General features: G+C 71.5%; 18 protein-coding genes. 14 read left to right on the forward strand and 4 right to left on the reverse strand.

Annotated elements, in window-relative coordinates:
- Positions 1 to 15 precede the first annotated feature (15 nt).
- Genes AB0I38_RS17670 through rfbB form a run of 14 tightly spaced genes read left to right on the forward strand, consistent with a single transcriptional unit; the run spans position 16 to position 9,423 of the window.
- Entirely contained in the window at positions 16 to 1,020 is a 1,005-nt protein-coding gene (locus AB0I38_RS17670; RefSeq protein ID WP_358468418.1) for a methyltransferase, read from the forward strand.
- A gap of 9 nt (positions 1,021 to 1,029) precedes the next feature.
- Positions 1,030 to 1,350, forward strand: coding sequence for a TcmI family type II polyketide cyclase (locus tag AB0I38_RS17675; RefSeq protein ID WP_358468421.1), 321 nt, complete (start codon positions 1,030 to 1,032; stop codon positions 1,348 to 1,350).
- Positions 1,347 to 1,751 (forward strand): cupin domain-containing protein, encoded by a 405-nt coding sequence (locus AB0I38_RS17680; protein ID WP_358468424.1) that lies wholly within the window; start codon positions 1,347 to 1,349, stop codon positions 1,749 to 1,751. The genes AB0I38_RS17675 and AB0I38_RS17680 overlap by 4 nt, the downstream gene beginning before the upstream one ends.
- Positions 1,751 to 3,010, forward strand: coding sequence for a beta-ketoacyl-[acyl-carrier-protein] synthase family protein (locus AB0I38_RS17685; RefSeq protein ID WP_358468427.1), 1,260 nt, complete (start codon positions 1,751 to 1,753; stop codon positions 3,008 to 3,010). Before AB0I38_RS17680 ends, AB0I38_RS17685 begins: the two co-directional genes overlap by 1 nt.
- On the forward strand, positions 3,007 to 4,182 hold the full coding sequence (locus AB0I38_RS17690) for a ketosynthase chain-length factor (protein WP_358468430.1): 1,176 nt from the start codon (positions 3,007 to 3,009) through the stop codon (positions 4,180 to 4,182). Before AB0I38_RS17685 ends, AB0I38_RS17690 begins: the two co-directional genes overlap by 4 nt.
- A 10-nt stretch (positions 4,183 to 4,192) precedes the next feature.
- Positions 4,193 to 4,654, forward strand: a complete 462-nt coding sequence (locus AB0I38_RS17695) for an SRPBCC family protein (protein ID WP_358468433.1) — start codon at positions 4,193 to 4,195, stop codon at positions 4,652 to 4,654.
- Positions 4,651 to 5,112, forward strand: a complete 462-nt coding sequence (locus AB0I38_RS17700) for a DUF1772 domain-containing protein (protein ID WP_358468436.1) — start codon at positions 4,651 to 4,653, stop codon at positions 5,110 to 5,112. The genes AB0I38_RS17695 and AB0I38_RS17700 overlap by 4 nt, the downstream gene beginning before the upstream one ends.
- Positions 5,113 to 5,168: 56 nt before the next feature.
- A complete protein-coding gene (locus tag AB0I38_RS17705) occupies positions 5,169 to 5,894 on the forward strand; it encodes an SDR family NAD(P)-dependent oxidoreductase (RefSeq protein WP_358468439.1) in 726 nt (241 codons plus the stop codon).
- A 2-nt stretch (positions 5,895 to 5,896) separates the two neighbouring features.
- Positions 5,897 to 6,208, forward strand: coding sequence for an antibiotic biosynthesis monooxygenase family protein (locus AB0I38_RS17710; RefSeq protein WP_189128787.1), 312 nt, complete (start codon positions 5,897 to 5,899; stop codon positions 6,206 to 6,208).
- Entirely contained in the window at positions 6,205 to 6,531 is a 327-nt protein-coding gene (locus AB0I38_RS17715) for an antibiotic biosynthesis monooxygenase family protein (RefSeq protein ID WP_358468443.1), read from the forward strand. Before AB0I38_RS17710 ends, AB0I38_RS17715 begins: the two co-directional genes overlap by 4 nt.
- On the forward strand, positions 6,528 to 7,238 hold the full coding sequence (locus tag AB0I38_RS17720) for an SDR family NAD(P)-dependent oxidoreductase (RefSeq protein ID WP_358468446.1): 711 nt from the start codon (positions 6,528 to 6,530) through the stop codon (positions 7,236 to 7,238). Before AB0I38_RS17715 ends, AB0I38_RS17720 begins: the two co-directional genes overlap by 4 nt.
- Complete coding sequence (locus AB0I38_RS17725; protein ID WP_358468449.1) at positions 7,238 to 7,621, forward strand: SchA/CurD-like domain-containing protein; 384 nt, start codon at positions 7,238 to 7,240, stop codon at positions 7,619 to 7,621. The genes AB0I38_RS17720 and AB0I38_RS17725 overlap by 1 nt, the downstream gene beginning before the upstream one ends.
- Positions 7,618 to 8,478, forward strand: coding sequence for an NAD(P)-dependent oxidoreductase (locus tag AB0I38_RS17730; RefSeq protein ID WP_358468452.1), 861 nt, complete (start codon positions 7,618 to 7,620; stop codon positions 8,476 to 8,478). The genes AB0I38_RS17725 and AB0I38_RS17730 overlap by 4 nt, the downstream gene beginning before the upstream one ends.
- A gap of 6 nt (positions 8,479 to 8,484) precedes the next feature.
- On the forward strand, positions 8,485 to 9,423 hold the full coding sequence (rfbB, locus tag AB0I38_RS17735; RefSeq protein ID WP_358468455.1) for a dTDP-glucose 4,6-dehydratase: 939 nt from the start codon (positions 8,485 to 8,487) through the stop codon (positions 9,421 to 9,423).
- A gap of 1,234 nt (positions 9,424 to 10,657) precedes the next feature.
- Here rfbB and AB0I38_RS17740 read toward each other — a convergent pair.
- The 4 genes from AB0I38_RS17740 to AB0I38_RS17755 form a co-directional block, all read right to left on the reverse strand.
- Positions 10,658 to 13,192, reverse strand: a complete 2,535-nt coding sequence (locus AB0I38_RS17740) for a polysaccharide lyase family 8 super-sandwich domain-containing protein (protein WP_358468458.1) — start codon at positions 13,190 to 13,192, stop codon at positions 10,658 to 10,660.
- 15 nt (positions 13,193 to 13,207) lie between these two features.
- Positions 13,208 to 13,486 carry a hypothetical protein gene (locus AB0I38_RS17745; protein ID WP_358468461.1) on the reverse strand — a complete coding sequence of 93 codons (279 nt, stop codon included), beginning with the start codon at positions 13,484 to 13,486 and terminating at the stop codon, positions 13,208 to 13,210.
- Positions 13,468 to 13,821: an aldo/keto reductase gene (locus tag AB0I38_RS17750; protein ID WP_358468464.1), complete on the reverse strand. Its 354-nt coding sequence runs from the start codon at positions 13,819 to 13,821 to the stop codon at positions 13,468 to 13,470. The genes AB0I38_RS17745 and AB0I38_RS17750 overlap by 19 nt, the downstream gene beginning before the upstream one ends.
- 75 nt (positions 13,822 to 13,896) lie before the next feature.
- On the reverse strand, positions 13,897 to 14,442 hold the full coding sequence (locus tag AB0I38_RS17755) for a hypothetical protein (protein ID WP_358468467.1): 546 nt from the start codon (positions 14,440 to 14,442) through the stop codon (positions 13,897 to 13,899).
- Positions 14,443 to 14,457 lie beyond the last annotated feature (15 nt).

Below are 14,457 nucleotides of genomic sequence, written 5' to 3' on the forward strand. Positions count from 1 at the left end.
CAGAAGGGAGCCCCCATGGCAACGGACGCACCGATCAGTACCCCGGCCGACATCTTCCGGCTGGGCAGCATGTACGCGATGTCCAAGGTCGTGCTCACCGCGGTCGAGCTGGACCTGTTCACCGCGCTCCAGGACGCCGAGGCCACCGCCGAGGAGGTGTGCGAGCGCCTCGGCCTGCACCCGCGCGCCACCCGGCAGTGGCTGGACACCCTGGTCGTCACCGGCCTGCTCCGGCGCGAGAACGGCAGGTACGGCAACAGCCAGGCCGCGACCCGCTTCCTGGTCCGCGGCGCCCCCGCCTACGTCGGCGGCTTCCTGTCCCGCTCCGGTGAGATGCTCTACCCCGCGTGGGGCCGCCTCACCGACACGCTGCGCACCGGCCTGCCGCAGGCCAACGACGGCGACTTCCGCGAGCTGGTCGACAATCCCGCGTTCCTGGACCGCTTCCTGACCATGATGGACTCGCTCAGCGGCCACCTCGGCCCCGAGCTGGCCACGTCCTACGACTGGACCGCGCACGACTCCGTCGCGGACATCGGCGGCGCCCGTGGCAACCTCGTCGCGCACCTGGTCAGGGCGCACGTCCACCTCAAGGGCATGGTGTTCGACCTGCCGCAGATGGAGCCCAGGTTCGACGCGCACCTGGCCGAGCTCGGGCTGTCCGGCCGGGCCTCCTTCGTGCCCGGCGACTTCTTCAACGATCCGCTGCCGCAGGCCGACGTCCTGATCATGGGGCACGTGCTGCACGACTGGTCGGAGGAGGAGCGCCGGATGCTGGTCGGCAAGGCGTACCAGGCGCTCGCGCCGGGCGGGGTGCTGCTCGTCTACGACCGCATGATCGAGGACGAGCCGACCGACGCCGACAACCTCGTGGTGAGCCTGCACATGATCCTCACCACGACCGACGGGGCGGAGTACACGCAGGGCGAGTGCCTGGCGTGGCTGCGCGAGGCCGGCTTCCGGCAGACCTCGGTCCAGCCGCTCGGTCCCACGGACTCCCTCGTCATCGCGACCAAGTAGGAGATCACCGTGCACAGAACGCTCATCGTGGCGCACATGGAGGCCTCGCACGCCGACGCCATCGCGACCATCTTCGGCGAGTCCGACGCCACGGACCTGCCGCACCTGATCGGCGTGTCCCGCAGGACCCTCTTCCGTTTCCACGACCTGTACTTCCACCTGGTCGAGGCGGACCAGGACATCAAGCCCGACCTGGACAAGGCTCGCGAGCACCCGCTCTACCTGGACGTCAGCCGGCGACTGGGGGAGCACGTCAGCCCGTACGACCCCAACTGGCGCGAGCCGAAGGACGCCATGGCCATCCCCTTCTACACCTGGGAGCGTTCGTGACCGAGACACAGGGCGGACTCAAGATCGTCCACATCGACGACGTCGAGCCGAACCGGCGACGCGGCGGCGACCTGCGGGTGCTGCTCAGCCCCAAGACCGTGGGCTCGACCACGGGCTTCATGGGCGTGACGCTGCTCAAGCCGGGGGAGTTCGTTGCCGAGCACTACCACCCCTACTCCGACGAGTTCATGTTCATCGCCCGCGGCACGATCGTCGCCCGGCTGGACGGCGAGGACGTCAAGATGCTCGCCGACCAGAGCGTCATGGTGCCGAAGGGCACCCGGCACCGCGTCGAGAACACCGGTACGGAGGACGCGCTCATCGTCTTCCACCTGTGCCCGCTGGCCCCGCGCCCCGAGCTGGGACACGTCGACACGGAAGAACGGGCGGGAGAGGGCTGATGCGATCCGCCCGCGTCGTGGTCACCGGGATCGGCGTCGTCGCTCCCGGTGACCCGGGCACCAAGGCGTTCTGGGAGATGCTCACGGCCGGTCGCACGGCGACGCGCACCATCACCTTCTTCGACCCGTCGGGCTTCCGCTCCCGGATGGCCGCCGAGTGCGACTTCGACCCGGCGGCGCAGGGCCTGTCGGCTCAGGAGATCCGCAGGATGGACCGGGCCGCGCAGCTCGGCGTGGTCGCGGCCAGGGAGGCGTGGGCCGACAGCGGCCTGGGCCAGGACGTCGCGCCCGAGCGGATGAGCGTCAGCCTGGGCAGCGCCGTGGGCAGCACGATGAGCCTGGAGGAGGAGTACGTCGTCCTGAGCGACGCCGGCAGACGGTGGCTGGTGGACGACGGCTACGGGGTGCCGCACCTGTACGGCTTCATGGCGCCCAGCACCCTGGCCGCCGAGGTGGCGTGGAGCTGCGGGGCCGAGGGCCAGGTCGGGCTGATCTCGACCGGCTGCACCTCGGGGCTGGACGCCATCGGCCTCGGCGCCCGTCTCATCCGGCAGGGCACGGCCGACGTGGTGGTGGCCGGCGCGACCGACGCGCCCATCTCACCGATCACCTCGGCCTGCTTCGACGCCATCAAGGCCACCTCGCCCAACAACGACGACCCCGAGCACGCCTCGCGCCCGTTCGACCTGCACCGGGACGGGTTCGTGCTGGGGGAGGGCGCGGCCGTGCTGGTGCTGGAGGAGCTGGAGTCGGCACGCCGCCGCGGCGCGACGATCTACGGTGAGATCGCCGGATACGCCTCCCGCAGCAACGCCTTCCACATGACCGGCCTCAAGCCGGACGGCAGGGAGATGGCCGAGGCGATCCGCGCCGCGCTGGACGAGGCCAGGCTCGATCCGTCGGACATCGACTACGTCAACGCCCACGGCTCGGGCACCAAGCAGAACGACCGGCACGAGACCGCCGCCTTCAAACGGGCACTGGGACCGCGCGCCCACGAGGTGCCGGTCAGCTCGCTCAAGTCGATGGTCGGCCATTCGCTCGGCGCGATCGGCGCCATCGAGGCGGCCGCCTGCCTGCTGGCGATGCGTGACCAGGTGGTGCCTCCCACGGCCAACCTGCACACTCCCGACCCGGAGTGCGATCTGGACTATGTGCCGCTGACCGCCCGTGACCAGCGGGTGGACGCGGTCCTCAGCGTCGGCAGCGGGTTCGGCGGCTTCCAGACGGCGATGGTGCTGGGGCGGGGAGAGCCATGAGCGCGGTGACCGGAATGGGAGTGGTGGCGCCCAACGGCGACCGCACCGAGGACTACTGGCAGGCGGTTCTGGACGGCCGGTCCGGGCTGGGGCCGATCAGCCACTTCGACGCCGGCGGTTATCCGGTCAGCAGGGGCGGCGAGTCGTCGTTCGTCGCCAAGGGCCGGGTGCCGGGCAGGCTCGTCGCCGAGACCGACCGCTTCACCCACATGGCGCTGGCGGCGGCCGAGATGGCGCTCGCCGACGCCCGCGTGGACCCGGCCGAGCTGCCCGAGTACGAGATGGCGGTGACCACGGCCAGCTCGTCCGGCGGCACCGACTTCGGGCAGCGGGAGATCGAGAAGCTGTGGCGCAACGGGCCCCGGCACGTGGGCGCGTACCAGTCCATCGCCTGGTTCTACGCGGCCAGCACCGGCCAGATCGCGATCCGGCACAAGATGCGCGGCCCGTGCGGCGTCATCTGCGCCGAGCAGGCCGGCGGGCTGGACGCGGTGGCCCACTCGTGCCGGCTGCTGCGCGACGGGGTGCGGCTGGCGCTGGCCGGCGGCACCGACGCCTCGTTGTGCCCGTACGGGCTGGTCGCGCAGCTCAGCAACCGCAGGCTCAGCCCGTCCGGTGAGTTCCTGCCCTTCGACGCCCGCGCCGACGGCTACCTGCCGGGCGAGGGCGGGGCGATGCTCGCCATCGAGCCCACCGACACCAAAAAGCCTAAATATGGCTTCATAGCCGGTCATGCGGCGACGTTCGATCCGCCGCCGTGGTCCGGCCGGTCCCCGGCGCTGCGCCGCGCCATCGAGGCCGCCCTCGCCGACGCCGGCGCCGAGCCCGGCGACATCGACGTCATCTTCGCCGACGCCGCCGGGCTGCCCGAGCTGGACCGCCAGGAGGCCGAAGCGGTCAACGCGGTGTTCGGGCCGCTGGCCGTGCCGGTCACCGCGCCGAAGACCATGACCGGACGCCTGTACGCGGGCGGCGCCGCGCTCGACCTGGCCACCGCGCTGCTGGCCCTGCGCGACCAGGTCATCCCGCCCACCATCGGCATCACCAGCCCCGTCGAGGGGCTCGGCCTCGACCTCGTCCGCGACACCCCCCGGCAGGCGCCGCTGCGCGCGGCACTGGTGCTGGCCAGGGGCTACGGCGGATTCAACTCGGCAATCGTCGTCAGAGCGTAAGGACATGACCATGGCCGTACACACCGAGAACCAGATCGTCATCGCCGCGCCGATGGAGGTGGTCTGGACGATGACCAACGACGTGCAGAACTGGCCACGGCTGTTCGACGAGTACGCCGCGGCCGAGATCCTGGAGCGGAACGGCCACACCGTCCGCTTCCGGCTCACCATGCACCCCGACGCCGAAGGCAACGCCTGGAGCTGGGTGTCCGAACGAACCACCGACCCGCGTACCAGGACCGTCCGGGCCCACCGCGTGGAGACCGGCTGGTTCGAGTACATGCGCATCGCCTGGGACTACACCGAAGTGGACGGCGGCGTGCTGATGCGCTGGAAGCAGGACTTCCACATGAAACCGGACGCGCCGCTGGACGACACGGCGATGGCCGCCAGGATCAACGCCAACTCCGTCGTCCAGCTCGACCTGATCCGGCGCCGCGTGGAAGCCGCCGCGGCCCAGACGGTTCGGTGATCCCGCTGCTCATGCCGCTGTCCCTGGCCGGAGGCGGCCTGGCGGCAGGGGTCATGCTCTCGACCGTCATCGGCATCGAGCCGTACACCAAGGCCATGCCCTACGACGGGTACGTGCGCACCATCCGCTTCCTGTGGCCGCGCTACGACCCGCTCATGCCCATCGTCAACGCCATCACCTTCCTGGCCAACGCCGCCCTGGCGGTGCTGGCCCCCACCACCGGCGCCCGCGTCACGTACACCACGGCGGCGGCCCTGCTGGCGCTCGTCATGGCCATCTCGGTCGTCAAGAACGTGCCGATCAACAAGTACGTGACGTCCCTGGACCCCGGCGACCCGCCGGCCGACTGGGCGGCGCGCGACCCCCGGGCCCGGTGGCGTTCCTGGAACCTCATCCGCACCGTCCTCGTCCTCACCGCGCTCGCGGCCAGCGGCGCCGGCGCGGCCACCCTGATGTGACCCACCTGGTGTGACTCACCTGAAGTGACCCACCTGATGTGACAACGGAGAAGCCCATGCGACTCAACGGCAGGAAAGCGCTGGTCACCGGCGGCGCCAGAGGCATCGGCCGGGCCATCGTGCTCGACCTGGCCAGGGCGGGCGCGAGCATCGTCACCTGCACCAGGCAGGGCGGCGAACCCGCGGAGACCCTGGCCAAGGAGCTACAGGCGATCGGCGGCGAGCACCACGTCGCGACCGCCGACGTGACCAGACAGGAGGACATCGACGCCCTGGTCGGCGAGTGCGAGCGCCGATGGGGCCGGATCGACATCGTGGTCAACAACGCCGGCGCGATCAGCCACGTCCCGTTCGCCGAGCTGGACGCGGCCGAGTGGCACCGCGTCGTGAACACCGGGCTGACCGCCACGGCGATGGTCATCCAGCGGGCGCTGCCGCTGATGGGCGAGGGCGGCTCGATCATCAACATCGGCTCGAAGGTGGCCACCGTCGGCCTCCCGCTGCGCGCCCACTACACGGCCGCCAAAGCCGGGCTCATCGGCCTGACCAGGTCCCTGACCAAGGAGCTCGGCGAGCGCGGCATCCGGGTCAACCTGGTCGCCCCCGGCCCGATCGAGACGGAGGCGGGCGTGCCCGACGAGGTACGCGAGCGCTACCGGCGGCTCATCGCGCTCGGCCGGATGGGGCGCCCCGAGGAGATCGCCACCGTGGTGACCTTCCTGGCCGGAGACCAGTCGGCGTTCATCAACGGCGAGACCATCAACGTGGACGGCGGGATCTAGCGATGACCTTCCGCGTGATGTTGCGCATGCAGATCAAACCGGGCGCCGAGCGCGATTTCGAGGAGACCTGGCTGCGGGTCGGCACCGCGGTCACCGAGCACCCGGCCAACGAGGGCCAGTGGCTGTCGAAGAGCGACGAGGAGGACGGCGTCTACTACATCGTCAGCGACTGGGTGGACGAGCCGCGCTTCCGGGAGTTCGAGCGCAGCGAGCAGCACCTGAACCACCGGGTCAGGCTGCACCCGTTCCGCTCCGGCGGCTCCATGGTCACGATGAACGTGGTCTACGCCATGGACCCCGTGGCCCGGACATGACCGGCCCGAGGGTGCGGGTGCTCGTCTACGCCACGGCCTCCGGGGACTCTCCCGGCGAGCTGGCCGACGCCTACCACCGCGTCAGCCGGGAGCTGTCCGGCACGCCGGGCCTGCTCGGCAACGAGCTGCTGCGCTCGCTCACCCAGCCGGGCGGGTTCCTGGTCATGAGCGAGTGGGACAGCCTGGATTCCTTCCGCGCCTGGGAGACCGGCACGCGGCACCGGCAGACGACCGCGCCGCTGCGTTCCTTCCAGGACAGCTCGCGGGGGCCGAGTTTCGGCCTCTACACCGTCACCGCCGCCTACTCCGAGGAGCGATCATGACGTACGACGCCGGGCTCGCCGGCAAGCGGGTGCTGGTCACCGGCGGATCGCGGGGCATCGGCGCGGCCACCGCCCGCGCGCTGGCCGCCGCGGGCGCCCGCGTCGTCGCCTGCCACAGGGGCGAGCCGGCTTTGCTCTCCTACGAGCTGGTCACCGCGGACGTCACCCAGGAGGCGGAGGTGGCGGCGCTCGCCGACACCTGCGCCGAGCGCCTGGGCGGGCTCGACGTTCTGGTCAACAACGCGGGAGTGGACGGCGTCTGTCCCGTGGACAAGCTGGACCCCGGCCAGTGGCACGAGATCATGGACGCCAACCTGACCTCCGCCTTCCTCGTCACGAGGCAGGCGCTGAGCCTGCTGTCCGACGGCGCCTCGGTGGTCAACCTGTCCGCGTCCGTCGCGCTGCGCGGCCGGCCCGCCAGCGCGCACTACACCGCGTCCAAGGCCGCGCTCATCGGGCTCACCCGTTCGCTCGCCCGCGAGCTGGGCCCGCGCGGCATCAGAGTGAACACGGTCGCCCCCGGCGTCGTCGACGCCGCGGACCCCGGCGCGGGGCCGCCCCCGCAGCTGCGCGAACGACTGGCCGGCATGACCGCGCTGGGCCGGCTCGGCACCGCCGACGAGGTGGCCGCCGCCGTGCTCTTCCTGGCCGGAGACCAGTCCCGCTACATCACCGGAACTACGCTCTACGTCGATGGAGGAATGTGATGACGTACGCCGCGATCACCTACCGGGTCAAGCCGGGGCACGAGGACGAGATCGCCGAGATCTTCCAGGGCTTCCAGCGGGTCGGCAGCTCCGTCCTGCGCGACGAACAGGGCAACGAGGTGGGCCGGCTGCTCGGCACCGCCGTGTTCATCAAGGACGACCTCATGGTCCGGGTCATCCACTTCGAGGGCACGCTGGAGGCCGTCTCCGCGAACATGGCCAAGCACGGCGGCGTCCACAAGCTGGAGAAGCAGCTCGCCCCCTACCTGGTGCGCGAGCGCGACACCAGCACGACGGACAAGTTCGGCGCCTACTTCCGCGACGCCACCATGCGCTGCATCTCCCAGCTGTCCGCCGACACCCGGCCCGTGGAGGCGTCGTGAAGCTCGCCGTGGTGGGACTCGGCGCGATGGGCGCGGGCATGGCGAAGCGCCTGCTGGAGTCCGGCTTCCCGCTCATCGTGCACAACAGGACGGCCGCCAAGGCCGGTCCACTGCGCCAGGCCGGCGCCCGGTGGGCGCCGCAGCCGCAGGACGTGGCCCGCGACAGCGACGTCATCCTGCTCAGCCTCGCCGACGAGAAGGCCGTGGAGCAGACGCTGTTCGAGCGGATGCTGCCGGCGCTCAAGCCCGGCACCGTGGTCGTCGACACCACCACCGTCTCGGCGGCCTACGCCGCCGAGGCGGCCGAACGGCTGACCGCCCACGGCGTACGCCGGGTGGAGTTGTGCCTGATCGGCAACCCGGTCATGGCCGCGCAGGGCAAGCTGCGCCTGTTCGCGGCCGGAGACCAGCGCGACGTGGCCGAGATCGAACACGTGCTGACCGCCATCGGCGGGGAGCTGCGCTATCTGGGCCCGCCCGGCATGGCGTGCACCATGAAGCTCGCCTTCAACCTGCTGCTCGGCGTCCAGACCGTCGGCCTGGCCGAGGCGGTGGCCCTCGGCGTGCGGGCGGGACTCGACCGCGCCATGCTGATCAACGCGATCACGGGCAGCGCGTTCTGCTCGCCCGCCCTGGCCTTCCGCGCCGGGTTCATGCGGGACGGCTGCTACGAGCCGGCCGCCTTCCGCGCCCAGCTCATGGCGAAAGACCTGCGGCTGGCCGTTTCGGACGCGGCGGCGGGCGGGCTGACCCTGCCCGTGTGCTCGCGCGCGGCGGAACGGCTGGACGAGGTGGTCGCCGCGGGCCGGGGCGACGAGGACAGCGCGGTGGTCGTGGAGACCGCCATGGCCTCCTGAGCGGCCATGAGGATCCTCGTCACCGGCGGGGCCGGGTTCATCGGCTCCCACTTCGCCCGCATCGCCGCCGCGGAGCGGATCACGGTGCTCGACCGGCTCACCTACGCCGCGGACCTGGCGAACCTGGACGGAGTCGCCTGCGACGTCGTCGAGGGAGACATCTGCGACGCCGGCCTGCTCAGCCGAGTCGTGCCCGGCCATGACCTCGTGGTCAACTTCGCGGCCGAGTCACACGTGGACCGGTCGATCGAGGGGGCCGCGGAGTTCGTCCGCACCAACGTGCTCGGCGTCCAGGCGCTCATGCGAGCCTGCCTGGACGCCGGGACCCCCAAGGTGGTGCACGTGTCCACCGACGAGGTGTACGGCAGCATCGAGTCGGGCTCGTGGCGCGAGGACGCGCCGCTGCGGCCGCGCTCGCCGTACGCGGCCAGCAAGGCGGGCGGCGACCTGATCGCCCTGGCCGACGCGACGACGCACGGCCTGCCCGTGGTGATCACCAGGTGCGGCAACACCTACGGACCCCGCCAGTACCCCGAGAAGATCATCCCCCTGTTCGTCACGAACCTGCTCGCCGGCCGCAAGCTCCCCCTCTACGGCGACGGGGGCAACATCCGGGAATGGATCCACGTGGACGACCACTGCCGGGCCATCCAACTGGTCGCCGAGCGCGGGGTGCCGGGCGAGGTCTACCACGTGGCGGGCAGCGCCCAGCTCACCAACGTGGAGCTCACCGAACGCCTGCTCGCCGCCCTGGGCGCCGACTGGGACATGGTGGAACGGGTGGCCGACAGGAAGGGGCACGACCGCCGCTACTCGCTGGACGACACCAAGCTGCGCGCCCTCGGCTACCGCCCACGCGTCGGCTGGGAGGAGGGTCTGGCCGAAACCGTCCGCTGGTACACCGACAACCCGTCCTGGTGGAAGGACAAGACCCCGACCGGATAGTGGTGAACGAACATCCCGAGGCCGAGCCGGCCGAGCCGCGCGCCAGGTTCTTCGCGAAGTTCCAGGCGTGCCTGCGGGCCGGATCACGCTGGGTATCACCCGCCAGGCGCCTGTCCGCTTATGCCGTGTTTCCTCCATCTTTGGCCCCGGTGAGACCGGGGCCATTTCATTCCCGCCGCTCGTCAGGCCGAGTCGTTCCGGCCTGACGTCGCCCTGCTGCGGCACCCTGGCGAGCACGGGCAGTGAGGAGGGAGAACCATGCACGACGAACACGACCACCCCGCACCCTCACCCGGAGAACCTCTGCCGATGCGGCGCCCTCCGAGCGATCCGCCACGTCGGCAGCCGGTCAGGCTCGCCGGCGGGGGCGAGTCCTTCGGCTGGCGAACGTACTCGACTCCGACCCCACCGGAGCGGCCGTCACCACGACACCGGGACCGCCGGACCAGACCGGCGGTCATCGCCGGCTTCGTGGCCTGCGTGGCTCTGGGCATCTGGTCGACCGCCTGGGGCACGGACACCACCTCCCCGGGGGCGGGGACCGCCATGGCGCCGACGACTGACCCGCGCGTGACGGAACGGGCCGTGCCCACCTCGTCGCCGAGCCCCACGGCCAGGGCCGGAGCCCGCCCGCCGCGCTCGGCCTCGTCCAGGCCGAGACCCAAGGCGCCGACCCGTGGGAAGACGTCGTCCGAGCGGGCCCACCGCACGGAGAACCGCACGGAGAACCGATCGGATGGTCGCACGGAGAGCCGGCGGCAGAACCACACGGAGAGCCGAACGGCGAGCAGGGCGGAGAACCGGGCCGTGCCACGCCGACGACATGAGAACGACGACCCCGCGCGTCCGTCCGGCAGGACCGTGGTGAAGAGGCAGACCGACCCTCCCATGGAGGTCAGGAGCGAGGAACAGATGCTGGAAGACGGTGCCAACACCGGAACGACCTCCTTGTTCGCTGCGAAGTGCGACGAGCTGTTCCCGTCTTCGCGCCCTGAGTTCCGTCTCCACAACCAGATCTGCCATCAGATGTACGAGTGACGGGCGACGGACATCAGCTGAGTTCGAGGCCGCCGTCGACGGTGAGGATCTGGCCGGTGCGACGGCACGACACCGTCCAGTGTCGTCGCCACCTTCCCGGCCGAGGGGCGCGATCGGATCGCCGCCGGCCGAGGAGGACGCACTTGACGGATCCCTGCGACGAGGCACCCGCCGCGGACGGCGCCGCCTCCCCCCGTCAGCGCAGGGTGGCGGTGAAAGTGCGGCCGTGGGCGTGCCGGGTGGTGGCCTGGACCAGGGTGCCGCCCGGCACGCGGCGTACCGTCACTCCCTCGTCCGCCGTGACGAGGCGGAGGGGCGCGCCGAGCAGGACGACCGTGACGCGGTCGCGCTTCATGGTGGGGTCGGACAGGGCGACGACCGTGCGCTCGCCGGACTGGACGATGACCGAGGCGGGGCCGTTGATGAGCAGGCGCCCGGCGTGGCGCGGGCCGTCGGTGAAGACGTTGGCGGCGACGATCCCGAGTTTCCGGTGCTTGATCGCCTGCACGTGCCGGTCGTTGGCCAGGACGGTCAGCGGGCCGTCCGCGTAGCCGCGCAGGCCGCTCTCGGTGGAGTTCGGGACCAGGGCGTAGGCGAGGGCGGGGACGTCACCGGCGGCGGGGTGGGTTACCGAGGCGGTGAAGACGTTCTTGGTCACGCTGGTGTCGGGGTTGGACGCGCGGACGACTCTGCGGCTGCGGGTCACCGTCTGCACGCCGGCCGCCACGGGCTGCCTGGTGAGGAAGACGTAGCCGATCGCGGTGCCACGGGTGGCGTTGGCGTGGCGCAGCCAGCGCGGCGGAGTGGTGTCGCCGGCCTGCCAGGCCCCGCCGCGCCAGCTCTCGCCGGTGAGCTCGATGGCGTCGGCGGGAGCGGCGATGCGGCTGTCCACGGTGGTCACCGCGTCGCGGCCGCCCTGGCCGGAGACGTTCGCGGCCAGCACCACGATCTCGTCGTCGAGCATGAACCAGGACTTCGTCGCGCGGGCGTTGCGGTAGGCGACGAAGTCGCCGGGCAGGAGGCCCGCCTGTTTTGCGGTGTAGGCGGCGTCGTCGGACTGGACCATGCCGGCCGCGCCGTACGCGCCGAGGGTGGCGCCGCCGGAGAAGGAGTCACCGGCGCGGGGGAAGTACACGTAGGTGTTCTGGGACTCCGAGGAGGAGGTGAAGTTCAGCGGGTGCCCGGGGTTCTCGTACCAGAACCGGCCGTACAGCTCGGGGATCGTGCGCCGCTCCTCCGTGGGCGCGGTGATCCCGGCCAGCCGGTACGGCGAGACGGTCGTGTAGTAGTCGACGCCGAAGACCTCGCGCTGGTCCTCGCCCGCCAGGTAGAGATAGTAGGCGCCATGGCCCTGGAACCAGGGCATGAGGTTCTCGCCGTTCATGTACTCGTACGCGCTGATCCGCTCCGAGCTGCGCGCGAGGGCGAAGGCGTAGCCGGGGCGGCGGTGGACGGTCCGGTCCATGGAGTTGAACGCCACCGAACGCTCGGGCGGGTTCAGGTCGGCGGGCGGGAGGGCGGAGTCGGCGCGGATGGCCGTGTAGCGGGCGACGCTGACAGGGGAGACGAAGGCGGCCGTGTCGGCGGCCGGCAGGAACCTGACGTACTTCTTCAGCGCCAGAGCCTCGGCGCTCGACGCGTGGTCGGCCAGGTCGGCGATGGCCTCCACGATCACCCCGACGTCGGCGTAGCCGGTGGTGGTGCGCGAGACCGCCCGCCCCTTGACGATCTCCATCATCCAGCCCTCGAAGATCAGCGGGGCGAAGCCGTCGGCGATCCAGCGATGGACCATGCCGGCCAGATCGGCGGAGCCGCCGCTCGTCGCGCCCTCCAGTGTCTTGAGGGTCTGCACGACGCGGGTGAGCAGGATGCGCCCGTAGGAGCCGGTGTAGGCGACCGAGTGGTGCTGGATGAAGGAGCCGTCGCGGTAGTAGCCGTCGGTGACGCCGTGCCGGAGGTCGTAGGGGTCGATCGTGGCGAAGACGGTGGCCTGGTCGGAGATGGCCTTGCCGACGCGGGCGTCGTCGCCGATGAGGGCGCCCTGCAGCATCCGGTTGGCGGCGATGTCGGCGAGGTTGGCCCCGGTGTGGAAGCGCGAGTCGAGGTCGACGTCGCCGTCCTTGCCGTTGCGTAAGTAGGCGTCCATCGAGGCGAGGTAGGCCGCCGTCAGCTCGGGCCGCTCCTGCCGCACCCGGTCGGCCAGCAGGGCCAGCGTCCTGCTCACATGGGTGGGGATGCCGATCTCCCAGGTGTGCCAGTTGCCGTAGTAGCCCGCCGACTGGTCGCCGTAGTGGCGGTCGTGCAGCCACACCAGGCCGTCGACGACCCGCCGCTGGACGGCGACGTCCTCGGCGAGCCCGCCGCCCGGCGTGCGGGTCGCGAGCGCGATCTCGTACAGATACTGGAACGCCAGCCGCAGGTTGGCGTCGTCGGCGCCGAGCGGCAGGCCGGAGAACAGCTGCCCGGCGCCCGCCTGGTCCATGGCGGTCAGCCGCTGCCTGGCGGTCCGGAGGATCGCCGCGAGCTTGCCGGCGACCTCGGGCCGGGCATTGACGTCAGGAGTCCCCGCGAACATCGCCACGGTGTTGGCGAGCAGCCGCGCGTGATCGACCCCCACCGCGGCACGCGCGGGGGAGCCCGCCAGGGCGAGCAGGCCGGTTGCGGGAAGCAGGGAGAGAACCTGGCGACGGGACAGGTGCGGCACGGCGTGCTCCAAGCGTTTGGAGGGCACGCCCACCCTAAACGATCACTGCCACTTCAGCGAGCCCCTTGTCGCCCAGTAGGTCTCGGGCTCCTCGGCCAGTACGGCGAGCCGTTCGTCCAGTTCGGCGTCCCAGCCGACGCCGGTCGCGGTCAGGTTGCTGTGGAGTTGCTCCACCGAGGCGGCGCCGCTCAGCACCACGCCGGCCCATGGCCGGGCCAGGATGGCGGCCAGGGCCAGGGCGTCCGGGGCGAGCCCCCGTTCGCGGGCGACGGCGGCGAGAGGGTGCGGGGCGGCGCGGGCGGTCAGCCGGCCGTTCGCCACGCCCTCCTTTCGGCGTCCGTCCGCCAGTCGCCGACGTAGGCGTACCCCCACTTCGATCCCACGGTCACGGCACCGGGAGCGATGGCGCGCTCGCGCAGCCAGCCGGCCAGGAACTCCTCCGCCCGGCCGTAGGAGCGCGCCACGTCGAAGTAGCGCACGCCGGCCGCCCACGCCGCGTCCAGCACGGCCCAGCTCCTGACCCGCAGGGCGGCGATGCCGCGATCAGCGCCGAGATCCTCCTCCCGGCCGAGCGTGATGTAGGCCGGGCGGCCGAGCGCGGCCAGCCCGACACCCAACGGCGTCACCGGCAGCGGATTCCGCGTCTTCGCTGTCATGCCGCCAGTCCACCACACGCCCTCAGGCCGGTGTCCTCGTCCGGGGCGAGTCGTGGGCTGCGCGCGAAGGGGGGATCAGAGCAAGAAGGTCCCCACCACCGCCAGGCCGAGGGCCAGGGCGATGAAGGCCGGCGTCCGGGGGTGGCGGGCCGCCTCCCTGCGCGAGGAGATCAGCAGGACGGCGGCCGTGGTCAGCGCCGCCAGCAGGTGGAGGGCGTACCAGATGGGGATGGGGATCCTGCTCAGGAAGGTGCCTGACAGGAGGTCGTCCACGGAGGCGTAGCCGGACAGCGCGCCGAGCAGGCTCAGGGCTAGGCCGAGCAGCGCGAGAACGTACCGGAAGCGGCCGAGCAGCACCCAGACGACCGCCCCCACCACCAGCAGCACCGAGGACTCGTGGTGCAGCCCCCGCATGAGCCGGCCGCCGACGTTGAAGCTGAGGTTGAGGACGGACTCGTAGGCGGCGCTCATCGGGACGCCATGGAGCGGCTGATAGGGGCCGGTGTACGCGACCGTCTCGCCGCTGGGGGTGTAGACGAAGGTCAGGAAGGCGCCGGTGACCAGGACGACGACGAAACAGTAGACGAGCATCTCGCCTACCAGCTGCCTCGCCCGCTCCATTGGCCATATTTCACC

The organism is Nonomuraea cavernae (assembly GCF_040655715.1).
Lineage (GTDB): Bacteria > Actinomycetota > Actinomycetes > Streptosporangiales > Streptosporangiaceae > Nonomuraea > Nonomuraea cavernae_A.